The sequence below is a fragment of the Sphaerotilus montanus genome, assembly GCF_013410775.1.
GTDB classification, from domain to species: domain Bacteria; phylum Pseudomonadota; class Gammaproteobacteria; order Burkholderiales; family Burkholderiaceae_C; genus Sphaerotilus; species Sphaerotilus montanus.
Window position 1 is genome coordinate 1,507,493 of record NZ_JACCFH010000001.1, and the last position, 16,865, is coordinate 1,524,357.

18 protein-coding genes are annotated in these 16,865 nt (G+C 69.8%); 2 read left to right on the forward strand and 16 right to left on the reverse strand.

The features are described from left to right. The first annotated feature begins 11 nt into the window (after positions 1-11). Positions 12-980, forward strand: coding sequence for a GGDEF domain-containing protein (locus tag BDD16_RS06750; protein WP_179633241.1), 969 nt, complete (start codon positions 12-14; stop codon positions 978-980). Here BDD16_RS06750 and uvrA read toward each other — a convergent pair. The 5 genes from uvrA to BDD16_RS06775 form a co-directional block, all read right to left on the reverse strand. After that, positions 961-3,891, reverse strand: a complete 2,931-nt coding sequence (gene uvrA / locus BDD16_RS06755; protein WP_179633242.1) for an excinuclease ABC subunit UvrA — start codon at positions 3,889-3,891, stop codon at positions 961-963. The two genes, BDD16_RS06750 and uvrA, sit on opposite strands and share 20 nt — an antisense overlap. A 67-nt stretch (positions 3,892-3,958) precedes the next feature. Continuing rightward, positions 3,959-4,720 (reverse strand): amino acid ABC transporter ATP-binding protein, encoded by a 762-nt coding sequence (locus tag BDD16_RS06760; RefSeq protein ID WP_310732793.1) that lies wholly within the window; start codon positions 4,718-4,720, stop codon positions 3,959-3,961. Then, the gene (locus tag BDD16_RS06765) at positions 4,710-5,360 is read right to left on the reverse strand and encodes an amino acid ABC transporter permease (protein WP_179636033.1); all 651 of its coding nucleotides are present in this window, start codon (positions 5,358-5,360) and stop codon (positions 4,710-4,712) included. The genes BDD16_RS06760 and BDD16_RS06765 overlap by 11 nt, the downstream gene beginning before the upstream one ends. A gap of 1 nt (position 5,361) precedes the next feature. Further along, positions 5,362-6,048: an amino acid ABC transporter permease gene (locus BDD16_RS06770; RefSeq protein ID WP_179633243.1), complete on the reverse strand. Its 687-nt coding sequence runs from the start codon at positions 6,046-6,048 to the stop codon at positions 5,362-5,364. A gap of 10 nt (positions 6,049-6,058) precedes the next feature. Continuing rightward, a complete protein-coding gene (locus BDD16_RS06775; protein WP_179633244.1) occupies positions 6,059-6,868 on the reverse strand; it encodes a transporter substrate-binding domain-containing protein in 810 nt (269 codons plus the stop codon). A 218-nt stretch (positions 6,869-7,086) separates the two neighbouring features. Here BDD16_RS06775 and BDD16_RS06780 point away from each other — a divergent pair, with 218 nt between their 5' ends. Then, entirely contained in the window at positions 7,087-7,842 is a 756-nt protein-coding gene (locus BDD16_RS06780) for a Crp/Fnr family transcriptional regulator (protein WP_179633245.1), read from the forward strand. A 91-nt stretch (positions 7,843-7,933) separates the two neighbouring features. Here the strand turns inward: BDD16_RS06780 and BDD16_RS06785 are convergent, their stop codons facing one another. The 11 genes from BDD16_RS06785 to tnpA form a co-directional block, all read right to left on the reverse strand. Further along, entirely contained in the window at positions 7,934-8,518 is a 585-nt protein-coding gene (locus tag BDD16_RS06785) for a DUF3299 domain-containing protein (RefSeq protein ID WP_179636035.1), read from the reverse strand. Between the two features lie 5 nt (positions 8,519-8,523). Beyond that, entirely contained in the window at positions 8,524-9,798 is a 1,275-nt protein-coding gene (locus BDD16_RS06790; RefSeq protein ID WP_179633246.1) for an ABC transporter permease, read from the reverse strand. Then, positions 9,795-10,529, reverse strand: coding sequence for an ABC transporter ATP-binding protein (locus BDD16_RS06795; protein WP_179633247.1), 735 nt, complete (start codon positions 10,527-10,529; stop codon positions 9,795-9,797). The genes BDD16_RS06790 and BDD16_RS06795 overlap by 4 nt, the downstream gene beginning before the upstream one ends. Next, positions 10,529-11,077, reverse strand: a complete 549-nt coding sequence (locus BDD16_RS06800; RefSeq protein ID WP_179633248.1) for a DUF2796 domain-containing protein — start codon at positions 11,075-11,077, stop codon at positions 10,529-10,531. Before BDD16_RS06800 ends, BDD16_RS06795 begins: the two co-directional genes overlap by 1 nt. A gap of 2 nt (positions 11,078-11,079) precedes the next feature. Then, on the reverse strand, positions 11,080-11,967 hold the full coding sequence (locus tag BDD16_RS06805; protein ID WP_179633249.1) for a metal ABC transporter solute-binding protein, Zn/Mn family: 888 nt from the start codon (positions 11,965-11,967) through the stop codon (positions 11,080-11,082). Positions 11,968-12,029: 62 nt separating this feature from the next. Continuing rightward, a complete protein-coding gene (locus tag BDD16_RS06810) occupies positions 12,030-12,926 on the reverse strand; it encodes a metal ABC transporter permease (RefSeq protein WP_179633250.1) in 897 nt (298 codons plus the stop codon). Beyond that, complete coding sequence (locus BDD16_RS06815; protein ID WP_310732794.1) at positions 12,923-13,621, reverse strand: metal ABC transporter ATP-binding protein; 699 nt, start codon at positions 13,619-13,621, stop codon at positions 12,923-12,925. The genes BDD16_RS06810 and BDD16_RS06815 overlap by 4 nt, the downstream gene beginning before the upstream one ends. 94 nt (positions 13,622-13,715) lie before the next feature. Then, positions 13,716-14,156, reverse strand: coding sequence for a Fur family transcriptional regulator (locus BDD16_RS06820; RefSeq protein WP_179633252.1), 441 nt, complete (start codon positions 14,154-14,156; stop codon positions 13,716-13,718). An 85-nt stretch (positions 14,157-14,241) separates the two neighbouring features. Then, positions 14,242-15,849, reverse strand: coding sequence for an IS66 family transposase (gene tnpC, locus BDD16_RS06825; RefSeq protein ID WP_218897720.1), 1,608 nt, complete (start codon positions 15,847-15,849; stop codon positions 14,242-14,244). Positions 15,850-15,928: 79 nt separating this feature from the next. Then, positions 15,929-16,261: an IS66 family insertion sequence element accessory protein TnpB gene (tnpB, locus tag BDD16_RS06830; RefSeq protein WP_179633253.1), complete on the reverse strand. Its 333-nt coding sequence runs from the start codon at positions 16,259-16,261 to the stop codon at positions 15,929-15,931. Next, on the reverse strand, positions 16,258-16,686 hold the full coding sequence (tnpA, locus tag BDD16_RS06835) for an IS66-like element accessory protein TnpA (RefSeq protein WP_179633254.1): 429 nt from the start codon (positions 16,684-16,686) through the stop codon (positions 16,258-16,260). The genes tnpB and tnpA overlap by 4 nt, the downstream gene beginning before the upstream one ends. Between the last annotated feature and the right edge of the window lie 179 nt (positions 16,687-16,865).

The window sequence follows — 16,865 nt, forward strand, 5'->3', positions numbered from 1 at the left end:
CGGTGCAACTCATGAAACGCCACGGCAGTGCCCTGCACCCCGTGAACTACACGCTCTGGTACGAGTACGTGCGCGGCGAGAACCCGGCGCTGCGTGCGGCCATGGACCGCTACCTCGCCCAGCACCTGCAGCTCGACGACGCCATCGCCGACGCGATGTACCGGCGCTTTGTCACCGGTGGCGGCATTGATGCCACGCTCATCGAGCGCACCGCCGAAGGTGTCTCGACCGTGCTGACCGGCATGGCCGAATCGGCCGCCCGCGCCGGTGACCAGACCGCGCAATACGGCACCTCGCTGTCCCGACTCAGCCAGGAACTCGCCGGCAGCGCCCACTCCCCCGCGCTGGAGGAGATGCTCAACACCACGCGCCAGATGCAGGTCGCCGTGACCGAGATGCAGCAGCGCCTGTCCGACAGCCAGAACGAGATCGGCCAGCTGCGGGCCGAACTGCGCCGCGTCCACGAGGAATCGCGCCTCGACAGCCTGACCGGACTGGCCAACCGCCGCGCCTTCGACCAGCGCCTGGCGGCCTGTCTGGCCGAAGCGGACACCCCGGCCCGGCGCTACCAGCGCCCCTGCCTGATGATCGCCGACATCGACCATTTCAAGCGCATCAACGACACCTACGGCCACCCCTACGGCGACCACGTGCTGCGCGCCGTCGGCACCATCCTCAAGGAAGTCACCCCGGCAGACTGCCTGGCGGCACGCATCGGGGGCGAGGAGTTCGCGGTGCTGATGCCGTCGAGCAGCCTGTCGGAAGCCCGCTCCCTCGCCGAGAGCGTGCGCCTGCGGGTAGCGGCTGCGCGGGTTCGACGCCAAGGCCAGGACGATGACGCCACCCGCATCACCATCTCCATCGGCCTGACCCTGTTCCGTCACGGCGAGAACGGCACCGCCTTCATGGAACGCGCCGACCAGGCGCTCTACACGTCCAAGGACAGCGGTCGGGACCGGGTCACGGTGCTGGCGGGCTGAGCCGCTCGGCCGCCGCCAGCAGCGGCTTCAGGAAGCGCCCCGTGTGGCTCGCCTCGCACGCCGCCACGTCCTCCGGCGTTCCGGCGATCAGCAGCCTGCCGCCGCCTGCGCCACCTTCCGGCCCCATGTCGAGCAGCCAGTCGGCGGTCTTGATGACGTCGAGGTTGTGCTCGATCACCACGATCGTGTTGCCCGCCTCGCAGAGCTGGTGCAGGACCTGCAGCAGCAGCTGGATGTCGGCGAAATGCAGCCCGGTGGTGGGCTCGTCGAGGATGTAGAGCGTGCGGCCGGTGTCGCGCTTGCTCAGCTCCAGCGCCAGCTTGACCCGCTGCGCCTCGCCGCCCGAGAGCGTCGTCGCCGACTGCCCGAGCTTGATGTAGCCCAGGCCCACGTCCAGCAGCGTCTGCAGCTTGCGCGCCAGCGCCGGCACCGCGCTGAAGAAGGCGTGCGCGTCCTCCACCGTCATGCCGAGCACCTCGGTGATGTTCTTGCCCTTGTAGAGGACTTCGAGCGTCTCGCGGTTGTAGCGCTTGCCGTGGCAGGTGTCGCAGGGGACGTAGACATCCGGCAGGAAGTGCATCTCCACCTTCAGCACGCCGTCGCCCTGGCAGGCCTCGCAGCGCCCGCCGGCCACGTTGAAGCTGAAGCGCCCCGGCCCGTAGCCGCGCTCGCGGGCAGCCGGCATCTCGGCAAACAGCTCGCGGATCGGCGTGAACAGGCCGGTGTAGGTGGCGGGGTTGCTGCGCGGGGTGCGGCCGATGGGGCTCTGGTCGACGTTGATGACCTTGTCGAAGTGCTCCAGGCCCTCGATCTCGTCGTGCGCCTCGGGCTCCAGGTGGCTCTGGTAGAGCTTGCGGGCGACCGCGGCATAGAGCGTGTCGTTGATCAGCGTGCTCTTGCCCGAGCCGGACACGCCGGTGATGCAGGTGAACAGCCCCACCGGGATCTCGGCCGTGACGCCCTTCAAGTTGTTGCCGCGGGCGTTGACGACGCGCAGCACGCGCGGATCCGCCTGGTCCTGCAGCCGGCGGCGCTGGCCGGGCAGCTCGATGCGCAGCACCTGCGACAGGTAGCGGCCGGTCGGTGATTCGGGGTTGGCGGCCACGTCGTCGGGCGTGCCCTGGGCCATCACGCGGCCACCGTGGACGCCGGCGCCCGGCCCCATGTCGACGACGTGGTCGGCGGCGCGGATCATGTCTTCGTCGTGCTCGACCACCAGCACGCTGTTGCCGAGGTCGCGCAGGTGCTTGAGCGTGCCGATCAGGCGCTCGTTGTCGCGCTGGTGCAGGCCGATCGACGGCTCGTCGAGCACGTACATCACGCCCGACAGCCCCGAGCCGATCTGGCTGGCCAGCCGGATGCGCTGCGCCTCGCCGCCGGAGAGCGTGTCGGCGCTGCGGTCCAGGCTCAGGTAGTTCAGGCCGACGTCGTTGAGGAAGCGCAGCCGCGCCCGGATCTCGCGCACCACCTTGTCGGCGATGTCGGCCTTGGCGCCCTTGAGCTGCAGGCCCTCGAAATAGGCCAGACAGTCGGCCAGCGTGGCGTGCTCGACCTCGAAGATCGCCCGCGACGGCAGGCCGTTCGCATCGGCCAGCAGCACGTTGCGGGCCTCGCGGCGCAGGCGTGCACCGCCGCAGTCGGCGCAGGGCTTGTTGGCCTGGTAGCGCGCCAGGTCCTCGCGCACCGCGGACGAGTCGGTCTCGCGGTAGCGGCGCTCCAGGTTGGGGATGATCCCTTCGAAGGCGTGCGCCCGCTTGACGCTGCGCTTCTTGCCGTTCGCGCCCTCGGCGGCGTAGGTGAAGGTGATCTCGTCCTCGCCGGAGCCGTAGAGCAGCGCGTGGCGGTGGGCCGGCGCGAGTTCCTCGAAGGGCAGCTCCAGATCGAAGCCGTAGTGCGCCGCGACGCTCTCCAGCATCGAGAAGGTGTAGCCGTTGCGCCGGTCCCAGCCCTTGACGGCACCGCTGCCCAGGCTGAGCGTCGGAAACGCCACCACCCGCTCGGGGTCGAACACGTTGACGTGGCCCAGCCCGTCGCAGCTCGGGCAGGCACCGACCGGCGAGTTGAACGAGAACAGCCGCGGCTCCAGCTCCGACAGCGAGTAGCTGCACACCGGGCACGAGAACTTGCTGGAGAACAGGTGCTCGCGGCCGGAGTCCATCTCCAGCACGAGCGCGCGGCCTTCGGCGATGCGCAGCGCCGCCTCGAAGCTCTCGGCCAGCCGCTGCTGCGCGTCGGGACGCACCTTGAGGCGGTCGATGACGACGTCGATGTCGTGCTTCTCGGTCTTCTTGAGCGGCGGCACCTCGGTCGCCTCGACGATCTGGCCGTCGACGCGAAAGCGCACGTAGCCCTGCGCCTGCATGCCCTCGAACAGCTCGACGAACTCGCCCTTGCGGTCGCGCACCACGGGCGCGAGCACCATCAGCTTCATCTCCTCGGGCAGCGCCAGCGTGGCGTCCACCATCTGGCTGATGCTCTGCGCCTCCAGCGGCAGGTGGTGGTCGGGGCAGAACGGCGTGCCGGCGCGGGCGTAGAGCAGGCGCAGGTAGTCGTGGATCTCGGTGATGGTGCCCACCGTCGAGCGCGGGTTGTGGCTGGTGGCCTTCTGCTCGATGGAGATCGCCGGCGACAGGCCCTCGATCACGTCCACGTCGGGCTTGTCCATCAACTGCAGGAACTGCCGGGCGTAGGCGCTGAGGCTCTCGACGTAGCGGCGCTGCCCTTCCGCGTAGAGCGTGTCGAAGGCCAGGCTCGATTTGCCCGAGCCCGACAACCCGGTGATCACGACCAGCGCGTTCTTGGGCAGGTCGAGGTCGATGTTCTTCAGGTTGTGGGTGCGGGCGCCGCGGACGGAAATCAGCGACTGGCGGGCAGGCGACGCAACAGGCGGCTTGGGGGATTCGAGGGGCATGACAGGCAACTTCCGGCGGCGCAAGGGCAACCGGCCATGATACCGGCCACCCGTGCAGGACGCGGCATCAGTGCAGCGCGGACAGGAACTGCTGCAGCTCCGGCGTCTTCGGCGCGCTGAAGAGCGTCTCGGGCGGACCCACCTCGTGGATGCGGCCGGCGTGCATGAACACCACCCGGTCGGCCACCTTGCGGGCAAAGCCCATCTCGTGCGTCACCATCAGCAGCGTCATGCCCTCCCCGGCGAGCTGCTCGACGACGCGCAGCACCTCGCCCACCAGCTCCGGGTCCAGCGCCGAGGTGATCTCGTCGCACAGCAGCGCCGCCGGCTGCATCGCCAGCGCCCGCGCGATCGCCACACGCTGCTGCTGCCCGCCCGAGAGCTGGTCCGGCCAGGCGTCGAACTTGTCGGCCAGCCCGACCCGGCCGAGCAGCGCGCGCGCCTGGGCCTCGCAGGCGCGGGCGTCGCGGCGCTGCACCAGCGCGGGCGCCAGCATCACGTTGCGCCCGACCGTCAGGTGCGGGAAGAGGTTGAAGCTCTGGAAGACCATGCCGACCTGCTGGCGCAGCCGGCGCATCGCCTCGGCGTTGCCACGGCGGTGCGACAGCGATTCGCCCTGCACCGTCAGCGTGCCGGCCTGGAAGGGTTCGAGGCCGTTGACGCAGCGCAGCAGCGTGCTCTTGCCCGAGCCGCTGCGGCCGATCAGCGCGATGACCTCGCCAGGCGCCACGTCCAGGTCGATGCCCTTGAGCACCTCGTGGCGGTCGTAGTACTTGTGCAGGCCCCGGATGCGCACCAGCGCGGGGGCTTCGGTTGGCTCAGTGGACACGTTGCAGTTTCCTCTCCAGCACGCGGCTCCACCACGACAGCGGGAAGCACAGCGCGAAGTACATCAACGCCACACAGGCGTACACGGTGAAGGGACGGAAGGTGGCGTTGGTGATCATCGAGCCGGCCTTGGTCAGCTCGACGAAGCCGATGACCGAGGCCAGCGCCGTGCCCTTGACGACCTGCACCGCGAAGCCCACCGTCGGCGCGATCGCCAGCCGCAGCGCCTGCGGGCCGATGACGTGGCGCAGCTGTTCGCCCAGACTGAGCGCCAGGCTGTCGGCGGCCTCCCACTGCCCGCGCGGGATCGCCATGAAGCAGCCGCGCCAGATCTCGCTCAGGTAGGCGCTGCTGTAGAGCGTCAGCGCCACGCTGGCCGCCATCCAGGCCGACACGTTCCAGCCCAGCAGCGCCAGCCCGAAATAGGCCAGGAAGAGCTGCATCAGCAGCGGCGTGCCCTGGAACAGCGCCACATGGACCGCCCCGAAGGTCGCGGCGCCCGGCCAGCGTGCCAGCCGCGCCAGCAGCAGTGCGCCGCCCAGCAGCGCGCCGCCGACGAAGGCAACCAGCGACAGCGCCACCGTCCAGCGGGCCGCCAGCAGCAGGTTGCGCAGGATGTCCCACAGCGAGAAGTCGACCACCTCAGCGCCCCGCGCCACCCAGCGGCGCGACCCGGCCGAACACCCAGCGCGGCCCGAGCCAGTGCAGCGTCTGGCGCAGGACGATCGCCAGCAGCAGGTAGACCGCGGTCGCGAGGATCGTGGCCTCGAAGGCGCGGAAGTTGCGGCTGTGGACCAGGTTGGCGGCGTGGCTCAGCTCGGCGGTCGCGATCTGGCCGCACACGGCCGAACCCAGCATGACGATCACGATCTGGCCCACCATCGCCGGCCAGACCCGCCCGAGTGCCGGGGGCAGCACGATGCGGGTGAAGACCTGCAGGTCGGTCAGCGCCAGGCTGCGCGCGGCCTCGATCTGGCCGGGCGGCGTGCCCTCCAGCCCCGCCCGCACGATCTCGCCCGCGTAGGCGCCCAGGTTGAGGACCATCGCCAGCACCGAAGCCACCTCCGGCGACAGCCGCAAGCCCAGCCCCGGCAGGCCGAAGTAGAGAAAGAAGAGCTGCACGATGAAGGGCGTGTTGCGGATCAGCTCCACATAGCCCGCGGCCACCGCGCGCAGCCCGCGCCCGCCATGCAGCCGCGCCCAGGCACAGCCGACCCCCAGCGCCGCACCCAGCACGGCGGCCACCACGGTCAGTCCGACCGTCATCCCCACGCCGCGCAGCAGCAGCGGCCACTCGGCCAGCACGGCCCCGAAATCGAGCGTGACCATGGCCGCGGCCTCACTGCGGCAGCTCGCCCGCGGGGCGGCCGAGCCAGCGCATCGCCATCTTGTCGAGGTCGCCCGAGGCCTTCGCCTGCGCCAGGATCTCGTTGACCTTCAGCCGCAGCTTGTCCTCGCCCTTGGCCACGCCGATGAAGTTGGGCGAGTCCTTGAGCACGAACTTGAATTCGGTGGCGAGCTGCGGGTTGCGCGCCATCAGGTTGCCAGCCACCGAGGCGCCGGTGGCGATCACCGGCACCTGGCCCGAGACGAAGGCCGAGACGGTGGCGTTGTTGTCCTCGTAGCGCTTGATGTCGACGCTGGCCGGCGCGATCTTGCTCAGCTCCAGATCCTCCATGGCACCGCGGGTGACGGCCACGCTCTTGCCGGCCAGATCGGCGGCGGACTTGATCGACACGCTCCTGGCCGCGAACACCGCCTGGAAAAAGGGCGAGTAGGCGGCGGTGAAGTCGATCACCTTCTCGCGCTCGGCGTTCTTGCCCAGGGTCGAGATGACGAGGTCGGCCTTCTTCGTCTGCAGGTAGGGGATGCGGTTGGCGCTGGTCACCGGCACCAGCTCGACCTTCACGCCGAGCCTGGCAGCGATGTAGTGCGCCATGTCGATGTCCAGACCCTGCGGCTTCAGGTCGGTACCGACAAAGCCGTAGGGAGGAAAATCGGTGGGGATGGCGACGTTGATCTGCTTGCGGGCGGTGATGTCGTCGAGCGCAGTCTGGGCCTTCGACGTCACCGGCGCCAGGCAGAACAGGCAGGCGGCCGTGGCAGCCAGTCGAGCGAGGGCGTGGCGTCGGAACAGCGAACGAGGCATGGAAGCATCTCCTGCGGTGTATACAAAAGAGCCTTCCTGTTGCAAATTGCACGCCACCCTGCGCCAGCGCGGCACTGCACTGCGGGTGTGCATGTCCAGCGACCTGCAGGGCTGTCAGCTTCTGTCAGGTTGACACGGGTCCTGACACGCGATACTCGCCCATGCGAATGGTCTGAATGACCGACCCCGACACCAGACCACAACAAGACCACGACACCATGGTCCAGCCTGCATTCACCGACCCCCAGCCACTCCGGAACCATGCACGGGGCACTTACAACCCGCAGACCCAGGTCTGTGCGAGTTGTGGCGTGCGCCAGTTCGCGCTGTTCGGCGCACTCGACGAAGCCGCCCTGGCCCAGATCCACTACCGCATCGCCGACATCACGCTGGAGCCCGGCCAGACGCTCTACGCCGCGCAGGACAGCGGCAACGCCGTGTTCACGGTGCGCAGCGGCGTGCTGCGGCTGGAGCGCTCCAGCGAAGCGGGCGAACGCCGCATCCTGCGGCTGGCCGGACGCACCGATCTGCTCGGACTGGAGGCGATCCTGCACCAGACCTATGCAGCGGATGCCGTGGCGTGCACCGAGGTGCACGTCTGCCGCATTCCGAGGGCGCTGATCGACGAGCTGTCGGCGGAGCATGTCGAGATCACGCGCGACCTGATGAAGCGCTGGCAGCGCGCACTCGACGACGCCGACGAGTGGCTGACCGAACTGGCCCGCGGCCCGGCGCGCCACCGCATGCTGCGGCTGCTGCTCAAGCTCAGCGAGTTCGGCGACGAGAACGGCTGCATCTGGATGCCGACGCGCCAGGAGATGGGCGCGATGCTGGACATGACCTTCGAGACCGCCAGCCGGCTGGTCTCGGCGCTGCGCCGCGAAGGTGTGCTGCACGCCGTGGATGCGCGCCAGGCCAGGCTGGACATGGACGCGCTGATGCGGGTGCTGAAGGAAGACAGCGCGTCGCGCTGAACGACCCGGCACGGTCACCGACCTGTGGGCGCTACATCCGATGCAACTCGCAGTGGCGGGCACGCACAGGTTGTCATCCAGGGCGGTATTTTCACTTCGGCAACGGCGGCTCCACGTACTTCTCCACCGTCGCACCGTCGATCGTGTAGCCGCTGACGCCCATGTCGGTGTCGCGGCGCTCGGTGCGCATCGTGCCCGTCACCCAGACGGTGTCCATGCTGCGCAGGCCCGTGGCAGGGATGGCGGCCTTCACATGCACGATCTGGTTGGCAGGCGGCGGCGGCGAGTGGACGCAGGCGCCGAAGTACGGCACGACCAGGAACTCCTTCCACTCGCCGCTCTGGCCCTCCAGCGGAACGAGGTAGCCGGGCAGCTTGACCTTCTTGCCGGCGAGTTCGGGGCGGATCGGTGCGTTGTCCCAGACCTCGCGGACCTCGCGCATCAGCGACGAGGTCTTCGGGTCGCCGTCCTGCAGACGGCTGAGGTCGCCCTTGCTGCGCAGGATCTTGCTCGGGTCCCAGCCGGGCGGGACGAGTTCTTCCCACTTGAGTTCACGCACGGCGCCCGGTTTGGCCGCGGTCTTCGCCGTGGACTTGTCCGGCGGGGACGCGGCCCCGGCCATCGGCGACGACAGGCCCAGTGCCAAGGCCAGCGCCAGGGGAAACAGTTTCAGCATCACGGTCAGATCCTCGGTGACAGCCCGTCGGCCAGCGACAGGCGATACGCACGATAGCCCGGAACCAGGCTCGCCAGCCAGCCCCCCATCAGCAAGCCGCAAAGCAGCGTCCACTCGCCCGGCCCCGGCCAGCCCAGCCGCAGCGCCACGCCCCAGTGCAGCCCGGCCCAGTCGCCCAGCGCCGCGATCAGCCCGTAACAGGCCACCGCGCCAAGCACGACCCCCAGCCCGGTGACCAGCGCGCCCTCCACCGCCAGCAGCCCCAGCATCTGCCACGGCCCCGCGCCCACCGAGCGCAGGATCGCCAGCTCGCGCCGCCGCTCGTTCAGTCCGGCCATGATCACCGCCATCAGCCCGGCCAGGCTCACCACCGACACCAGCACGCTCACCGCCAGCAGCGCCTGCTCACCCGCGCCGACGACCTCCCACAGCTCGTCCAGCGCCACGCCCGGCAGCACCGCCATCAGCGCCTCGTCCGGGTAACCCGACACCCAGCGCTGCACCGAGAACACCGCGGCGCGGTTCTTCAGCCCGACCAGTGCAGCGGTCACGCTGCGCGGCGTCAGGTCTTGCGCGAGCGCGGCGTCGGCGGTGACGGCCATGCCGGGCATCGGCGCGCCCGCGACCCAGTCGAGGTGGATCGCCTCCATGCCGCTGAGCGGGATGTGGACCGAGCGATCGACCGGCGTGCCGGTGCGCTGCAGGAGGCCGACGACGGTGAACGGCTTGTCCACGTGGTCGTTGGCCGCGAACGCACCGTCGCCGTGGCTCAGCACGATCTTCTGGCCGATCGTGTACCCGAGCCGCTCGGCCACCTCGGCCCCGAGCACGGCCTCGTAGACCTGGTCGTTGCCGGCGCCGAACGGCCGGCCCTGCACCAGCACCAGGGGCTGCCGCTCGCCATGGCGGAAATGCTCGAAATAGCCCGGCGTGGTACCGATCACCGAGAAGCCGCGGTGCGTGTCGCCCAGCGAGATCGGCACGACCCAGGCCACCTGCCGCTGTTTCGCCAGCGCCTGCACGCTGTCCCAGCGGATGTTGTTGGTCGCGCTGCCGAGGCGGAAGACCGAGTACAGCAGCAGCTGCACCGAGCCGGTGCGCGCGCCGACGATCAGGTCGGTGCCGGACACCGACTGCGAGAAGTTGTGGCGCACGTCCTGGCGCACACGCTCGATGCCCAGCAGCAGGAAGGTGGACAGCGCGATCGACGCCACGATCAGCCCGAGGACGAAGCGGCGGTTCCAGGCGCTGCGGGCGGCGAGGTGGAGCAAGGCGGTCATGCGGCGCCCTCCTCGGCCGTGTGCTGCGCGGCGCGGTTGAGTTGCGGCAGGTCGACGTGGCGGGAGAACTGCGCCGCCAGCCGCGCATCGTGGCTGACCAGCACCAGCGCGCTGCCGGCCTCGGCGCAGGCGCCCAGCAGCAGCGCGAGGTAGCGGTCGCGCAGCGCCTCGTCGAGCGCGGAGGTCGGCTCGTCGGCGATGACGAGTTCGGGGCGGCCGAGCAGCGCACGTGCGGTGGCGACCCGCTGCTGCTGACCGACCGACAGCTCGGCGGCGCGGCGGCCCCAGAGCGTGCGGTCGAGCTGCAGCGCGTCCAGCAAACGCTCGGCCTCGGCACCGGACGAGCCGGCAGCCGCGCACGCACGGGCCGACCGCAGCGCGGAGAAGCGGCTCGGCAGCAGCACGTTGTCGCGCACGGACAGGTAGGGCAGCAGATTGAACTGCTGGAAGATGTAGCCGACGTGGTCGGCACGCTGGCGGTCGCGGCGGCTGGCGGACAGCGTGCGCCAGTCCTGGCCGAGCAGGCTCGCCGTGCCGTGGTCCGCCACCAGCACCCCGGCCAGCAGCGACAGCAGCGTGCTCTTGCCACAGCCGCTCGGCCCGCGCAGGAACAGCGCCTCGCCGGGCGCCACGTCGAAGGCGGCGATGTCGAGCTGGTCACGCGCACTGCCCGGCCAGCGGTAGCGCAGGTCGCGCAGACTCAGCAGCGGCACGGTCGCCCCGGCCGACATCAGCGGCCCCAGGTCAGCGTTTGCGCGGGGCGCTTGAGCGTCTGCTTGAACTGGCCCTGCGGCGTGACGACCTGTGCCTGCAGGCGCTGGATGCGCTTGAAGCGGGTCATCAGCCCGCTCAGGTCGATGCGGCGCAGTTGCTCGGGCTTGGCGCAGGTGAACTCGGCGGTGGCGTCCAGGTCGGCGTGTTCACCGACCTTGGCCCCGGGCTGCAGGGCCTCGGAGTCGGCGGTGGCGGACTTGAAGACACAGCCAGCCGCCGCGTCCGGTGCGAAGAGCGCGTTGCCCCGCAAGGCGGTCAGCGCGTCCTGTGCGGCCTGCTTCTCGCTCGCGGTGCGCGGCGCGCGCTCGAACCCCAGGATGCTGTCGAGCGGGGCTTCCAGCGCGATGGACAGTGTCGGGCCGTCCAGCGCGACCTCCAGTTGCACGGCACCATGCACGTGGGCCTGGGCATGTTCGTGCCCATGGTCATGTGCACCCGCCGCCAGCACGGGCGCAGCGCCCAGCACCAGCCCAGCCGTGACCAGCCATCGGTTCAGCGTCTTCATCATCATGGACTCCTGCGCAGCCCCGCCAGCAGGGTCTGCGCGTTGTGGTGAAACAGCTTGAGGTAGGTGTCGGCGGCCGTGCCCGGGGCAGACAGCGCGTCGGAATACAGCGTGCCGCCGACCACCGCGCCGGTTTCCCTGGCGATGCGCTGCACCAGCCGCGGGTCCGAGATGTTCTCGACGAACAGCGCCGTCGCCCGCTGCGCGCGGATCTGGCGGATCAGCCGCGCCACGTCGGCGGCGGAAGGCTCGCTGTCGGTGTTCCAGCGCTGGGCCGACAGGAACTCGATGCCATACGCCGCCGCGAAATGGCCGAACGCATCGTGCGAGGTGACCACCCGGCGGCGGTCGGCCGGGATGGCGGCGAAGTCGGCGCGGATCTGGCGGTCCAGCGCGTCGATCTGGGCGGTGTAGGCCGCGGCACGCTCGCGCAGCGCGGCAGCCTGTTCGGGGCGCGCGGCCACCAGGGCATCCCGGATCCGGGCGACGTAGTGGCGGGCATTGGCCAGGTCTTGCCAGGCGTGCGGGTCCGCGGTCTCGTGGCCATGGTCGTGACCTGGGCTGTGACCCGGTGCCGCCTTGCGCGCCGGCAGTCCGTCGCTGCACACCAGCACCGGCCCCTTGAACCCGGAGGACTTGACGAGGCGGGTCAGCCAGCCCTCGAAATGCAGCCCGTTGACCACGACGAGGTCGGCCTGCGCCACGCGCTTGACATCGGCAGGCGCAGGCTGGAACACATGGGCGTCGGAATCCGGACCCACCAGGGCGGACACCTCGACCACCGGCCCGCCCACCTGTGCCACCAGATCCGCCAGGATCGAGAAGCTGGTGACCACGCGCAGGGGACGCGCCTGGGCGTGCACACCTGTGGCCAAGGGCGCCGTGGCCATGGCAGCGGTCACTCCCAGCCATCGGCGGCGGGAGCAGAGAACATCGAACACCAGCGGCATGGTCAACTCGCAGACGGGGAAGAAGCGTTCGGCACCCGGCTGCGCAGCAGCCCGTCATGGTGTCCGAACAACAGGGAAACCAGATACAGCGCACCCGCCACCAGCACGATGGCCGGCCCGGATGGCAAATCGGCATGGAAGGACAGCAGCAGCCCGATCCAGCCCGAGACCATCGCGAACACGGTCGCCAGCAGCGCGAGGTGACCCAGGTCGCGCACCCAGAAGCGCGCCGCGATGGCCGGCACCATCATCAGCCCGACCGCCATCAGCGTGCCCATCGCCTGGAAGCCGCCGACGAGGTTGGCCACCGTCAGCACCAGCAGCACGTTGTGGCTCAGTGCACCGGGGCCGCCCACCGAGCGCAGGAAGGTGGCGTCGAAGCTCTCGACCACCAGCGGCCGGTACAGCAGCGCCAGCACCAGCAGCGTCACGCTGGCGATGGCGGCCACCAGCACCAGCGCCGCGTCGTCCACCGCCAGCACGCTGCCGAAGAGCACGTGGATCAGGTCGATGCTGCTGCCATGCGTGGAGATGAGCAGGACACCCAGTGCCAGTGCAATCAAATAGAAGGCGGCGAAGCTGGCGTCCTCGCGCTGGCCCGTGCGGCGTGTCACCGCGCCTGCGCCAAGGGCGACCAGCAGCGCCGCGACAAAGCCGCCAATGCTCATGGCGGTCAGCGACAGGCCCGCCACCAGGTAGCCGATGGCCGCACCCGGCAGCAGCGCGTGGGCCATCGCGTCGCCCATCAGGCTCATGCGCCGCAGCACGAGCAGGCAGCCCAGCGGTGCCGCGCCCATCGACAGCGCCACCACGGCGACCAGCGCCCGGCGCATGAAACCGAATTCGAGGAAGGGCTGGAACAGCAGCGCGGACCAGTCGCCCGGACCCGGCAGTGTCATGCACGCACCTCGTCGGCGAGTTGCCGCGCCGCGCGCAAGGGTTCCGCCGACAGCGTGCTCGGCGTCGGCCCCCAGGCCAGCACGCGCCGCGACAGCAGCACGGTCTGGTCGAAATGGGCCCGCACCTGCTCCATGTCGTGCAGCACCGCGACGATGCTGCGGCCCTGCGCGTGCCAGCGGTGCACCAGCGCGAGCAGGTCGGCGGTGGTGCCTTCGTCGATGGCGTTGAAGGGCTCGTCGAGCAGGATCAGGTCGGCGTTCTGCAGCATCAGCCGCGCGAACAGCACGCGCTGGAACTGCCCGGCCGACAGGTCGGAGATGACCCGGCGCTCGCAGCCGGCCAGGCCCACCGCCGCCAGCGCCTCGGCCACCTCGCGTCGCAGACCACCGCCGAGCGCTTTCCACAGCCCGATGCGCGACCACGCGCCCAGTGCCACCACGTCGCCGACGCGGATCGGGAAGCTGCGGTCGATGCGCGCGCTCTGCGGCAGGTAGGCCACGGTCACGCCGGCCGCGCGCTCGATGCGGCCCTGCTGCGGCGCGAGCTGGCCGGCCAGCGTGTCGAGCAGCGTGCTCTTGCCGGCGCCGTTCGGGCCGACGATCGCGGTCATCGCACCGCGGCGGATCTCGCCGCTGACGCGTTCCAGCGCCCAGCGCTCGCCACGCTGCACGCTGACATCGTGGAGGGTCAACACCGCATCGCTCATGCCGACAGCCCCCAGCCCACCGCCAGCCACAGCAGCGCCACCAGCCCGAGCGCCCCGCCACAGCGCACCACGGCACTGGCCATCAGCATGACGCGCTCCCGGTGGACCGAACCTGGGCCTGACCGCAGTCGGCGCACAGGCCGTGCAGCGTCAGGTCGTGGCGCTGCACCCGGAAACCGGGTGGCGCCAGCTCGTCCATCGTGCCCGGGCAGGCGTGGATGGGAAACACGCGGTCGCACTGCGTGCAGTGGAAATGGTGGTGGTGGTCGTGGTCGCCGTGGACGTCGTGGTGGTGCGCGCAGGCCGCTTCGTAGCGCGCCGACTGGCCCGGCAGGTCGACCCGCGTCACCACGCCCAGCTCCTGCAAGGCATTGAGCTGGCGGTAGACGGTGGAGAGGTTCAGCGTGGCGACCTGCTGCTGCGCCAGCGCGCACAGCTCGGCGGGGGTCAGCGCGCGGGCGCTGCCTTGCAGGGCTTGCAGGAGCGCGTCGCGCTGGCGGGTCTGGCGTTCACGGGGTTCCATGCTGCACATGCTAATGCAAAAGCATTTGCAACGTATCCGTCCGGCCAAGTCACCGTGCCGGCCGACACGAAGCGGGCGCCCCCGCTCAGGAAGCAGGCGACCAGCGATGCGGCAGCAACTCCTGGATCCGGCTGGCCGGATGCGTTGGCAGCCGTTCGAGCACATCCTTGAAGTACGCATAGGGCTCATGCCCGTTGATGCGTGCCGAGTGCAGCAGGCTCATGATGGCCGCGGCTCTTTTGCCCGCCCGCAGGCTGCCGGCGAACAACCAGTTCGACCTGCCGATGGCAATCGGCCGGATGTGGTTCTCCACCCAGTTGTTCGAGATCGGCACATCGCCGTCCTCGACGAAGCGGGTGAGTTCCTTCCAGCGCTTGAGGCTGTAGTCGATGGCCTTCATCGTGGCCGAACCGGGTGGCACCAGTTGCCGCTGCGCCAGCAGCCAGCGCTGGAAGAGGGCCAACACCCGGCGTGACTTGCGCTGCCGGATGCGTCGCCGCTCGCCGCTGGGCAAGTCTTCGATCTCGCGCTCGATCCTGAACAGGCACTGGTGGTAGCGCAACGCCTTGCGGCCCACCTGGCTGCGGTGGTTGGCCCACAGGTCGTTGAACTTCCTGCGGGCGTGCGCCATGCACTGCGCCGAGGTCACGCCTTTGTCGAAGCAGGCGGTGTAGCCGCTGAAGCCGTCGGTGACCAGCGTGCCCTGCCAGGCCTGCGGGGTATCGAGTTGGAGGAATGCGCGCACGTTCTCGCCGCCGCGGCCCTCGCTGAACTCGAACACCACCGCCTTGGTCGGATTCGCACTCGTGGTGCAGTACGACCAGATGTAGGCGCGATGGGTCTTGCCGTCACGCAGGTGCGCCGGCTTGAGCATCGCCACCGGCGTCTCGTCGGCGTGCAGCACGACATGGCGGCGCAGTTCGTCGGCCAGTGCCTGCACCAGCGGCTGCAATTGCGCGCCGCACTCGCCGATCCAATGCGCCAGGGTCGAGCGCGAGATCAGGTGGCCGGCGCGCTCGAAGATGTGTTCCTGCCGGTACAGCGGCAGATGGTCCATGAACTTGGCCACCAGCAGGTGTGCCAGCAGACCGGCCGTGGGGATGCCCTTGTCGATGACGTGGGCCGGCACTGGCGCCTGCACGATCTTCTCGCAGCAGCGGCACGCCCACTTGCCGCGCACATGGCGCTCCACGCTGAACACGCCGGGCTGGTAGTCCAGCCGTTCGGCCACGTCCTCGCCGAAGCGCTGCATCGGCTGGCCGCAGCCACAGTGGGTGTCGGCCGGCTCGTGCGGCACGTCGTGGCGCGGCAGGTGCGGTGGCAGCGGGGTGCGCTTGGGGGTCTTCTTCCCGGACTTGTCCTTGGCCTTGTCGTCACCCAGGCCTTGCTCGCGCTCGATCTCCCGTTCGAGTTCGGCCAGGTCGGTGTCCAGCGTCTCCTCCAGCAGGCTCTTCTGCTCGGGCGCCAGGGTGCTGGCGAAGCGCTCGCTGGTGGCGGCGAACTTCAGCCGCTTGAGCACCGCCATCTCGTGCGTGAGCTTGTCGATCAGCGCCTGCTTGAAGGCGGCTTCGCGGTCGCGTTGCGCGATCAGGGCGTCCTTGGCGCTGAGTTCGACCTTCAGCTCGGACAGCAGCGACAGCACCGCCTGCCGCGTGGGCGGGTCCAGGGCCTCCAGTTGCTGTGCGCTGATCATGGGCGGCCATCTTGCCGCGCCCGAGTGCCTCGCGCATCGGCACATTCGGCAATTGCCTGTGACGCCCGCAACCGCTCACTCAGATCACGCGGATGATTCCCGCATCGCCCAGGCGCTGCCACGGCAGACCCAGCACCAGGGCATCGAGCTGCGGACGCGTCAGCTCCAGCGTACTCGCGGCGTCGGCAGGCCAGACGAACTTGCCAGCGTTCAGCCGCCGGGCCGCCAGCCACACCCCGATGCCATCGTGCACCAGCACCTTCATGCGGTTGGCGCGCCGGTTGGCGAAGAGGTAGGCATGGTTCGGATGTGCGGCGCCGAAGACGCCGACCACACGGGCCAGTGCGGCTTCCGTGCCAAGGCGCATGTCCAGGGGCTGCACGGCCAGCCATACCGCATCGACGCGGATCATCCCAGCACCTCGCGCAGCCACGCGGCGCTGCGCTCATCCATGGGCAGCCTGGCGTTCACCGTAGTGCCACCGCGGTGGATCTCCACCGTGATGTCTGAGGGCCGGGGCACCGCCGGCGGCGCCGGATGGGCATCGAGCACGGCGTGATGCTCGGGTTCGCGCATCGGCAACTGCACGAAGCCCGCCAGTGCCGGTGCAACGCCGGCGGCTGCGACCTTCGATGCGCCACCGCCGGCCGCGGCTTCGTGGACCCAGCGACGCAGCATGTTGGCGTTCAGGCCGTTGGCCAGCGCTACGGCCGCCACCGATGCGCCGGGCTGCCGCGCCAACTCGATCACTCGCGCCTTGAATTCCGGAGAATGCCGCCGCCAGCGACGCTTGGCCGCTGCAGCAACGTCTTGGGTTCCGATTTGAGAAGTGTCCATGTGTCCACGCATTTGTTCGTGGACACAAGCATCCTCGCACGGCCCTCACCATTCAATGTGACTTGGCCGGACGGATACTTTGCAACAGTACGCGGACGTGAAAAACCCCGAGATGGACAGGCCAGCTCGGGGTTTGCGGGGCGGTCACCCCGCACCGGGGGTGCCGGTGCGGGGTACAG

Bases quoted from the DNA above. Each gene is read 5' to 3' on its own strand.
- BDD16_RS06750 (WP_179633241.1), top strand. From the start codon at position 12: ATGAAACGCCACGGCAGTGCCCTGCACCCCGTGAACTACACGCTCTGG.
- uvrA (WP_179633242.1), bottom strand. From the start codon at position 3,891: ATGCCCCTCGAATCCCCCAAGCCGCCTGTTGCGTCGCCTGCCCGCCAG.
- BDD16_RS06770 (WP_179633243.1), bottom strand. From the start codon at position 6,048: ATGGTCACGCTCGATTTCGGGGCCGTGCTGGCCGAGTGGCCGCTGCTG.
- BDD16_RS06775 (WP_179633244.1), bottom strand. From the start codon at position 6,868: ATGCCTCGTTCGCTGTTCCGACGCCACGCCCTCGCTCGACTGGCTGCC.
- BDD16_RS06780 (WP_179633245.1), top strand. From the start codon at position 7,087: ATGGTCCAGCCTGCATTCACCGACCCCCAGCCACTCCGGAACCATGCA.
- BDD16_RS06785 (WP_179636035.1), bottom strand. From the start codon at position 8,518: ATGCTGAAACTGTTTCCCCTGGCGCTGGCCTTGGCACTGGGCCTGTCG.
- BDD16_RS06790 (WP_179633246.1), bottom strand. From the start codon at position 9,798: ATGACCGCCTTGCTCCACCTCGCCGCCCGCAGCGCCTGGAACCGCCGC.
- BDD16_RS06795 (WP_179633247.1), bottom strand. From the start codon at position 10,529: ATGTCGGCCGGGGCGACCGTGCCGCTGCTGAGTCTGCGCGACCTGCGC.
- BDD16_RS06800 (WP_179633248.1), bottom strand. From the start codon at position 11,077: ATGAAGACGCTGAACCGATGGCTGGTCACGGCTGGGCTGGTGCTGGGC.
- BDD16_RS06805 (WP_179633249.1), bottom strand. From the start codon at position 11,967: ATGGCCACGGCGCCCTTGGCCACAGGTGTGCACGCCCAGGCGCGTCCC.
- BDD16_RS06810 (WP_179633250.1), bottom strand. From the start codon at position 12,926: ATGACACTGCCGGGTCCGGGCGACTGGTCCGCGCTGCTGTTCCAGCCC.
- BDD16_RS06820 (WP_179633252.1), bottom strand. From the start codon at position 14,156: ATGGAACCCCGTGAACGCCAGACCCGCCAGCGCGACGCGCTCCTGCAA.
- tnpC (WP_218897720.1), bottom strand. From the start codon at position 15,849: ATGATCAGCGCACAGCAACTGGAGGCCCTGGACCCGCCCACGCGGCAG.
- tnpB (WP_179633253.1), bottom strand. From the start codon at position 16,261: ATGATCCGCGTCGATGCGGTATGGCTGGCCGTGCAGCCCCTGGACATG.
- tnpA (WP_179633254.1), bottom strand. From the start codon at position 16,686: ATGGACACTTCTCAAATCGGAACCCAAGACGTTGCTGCAGCGGCCAAG.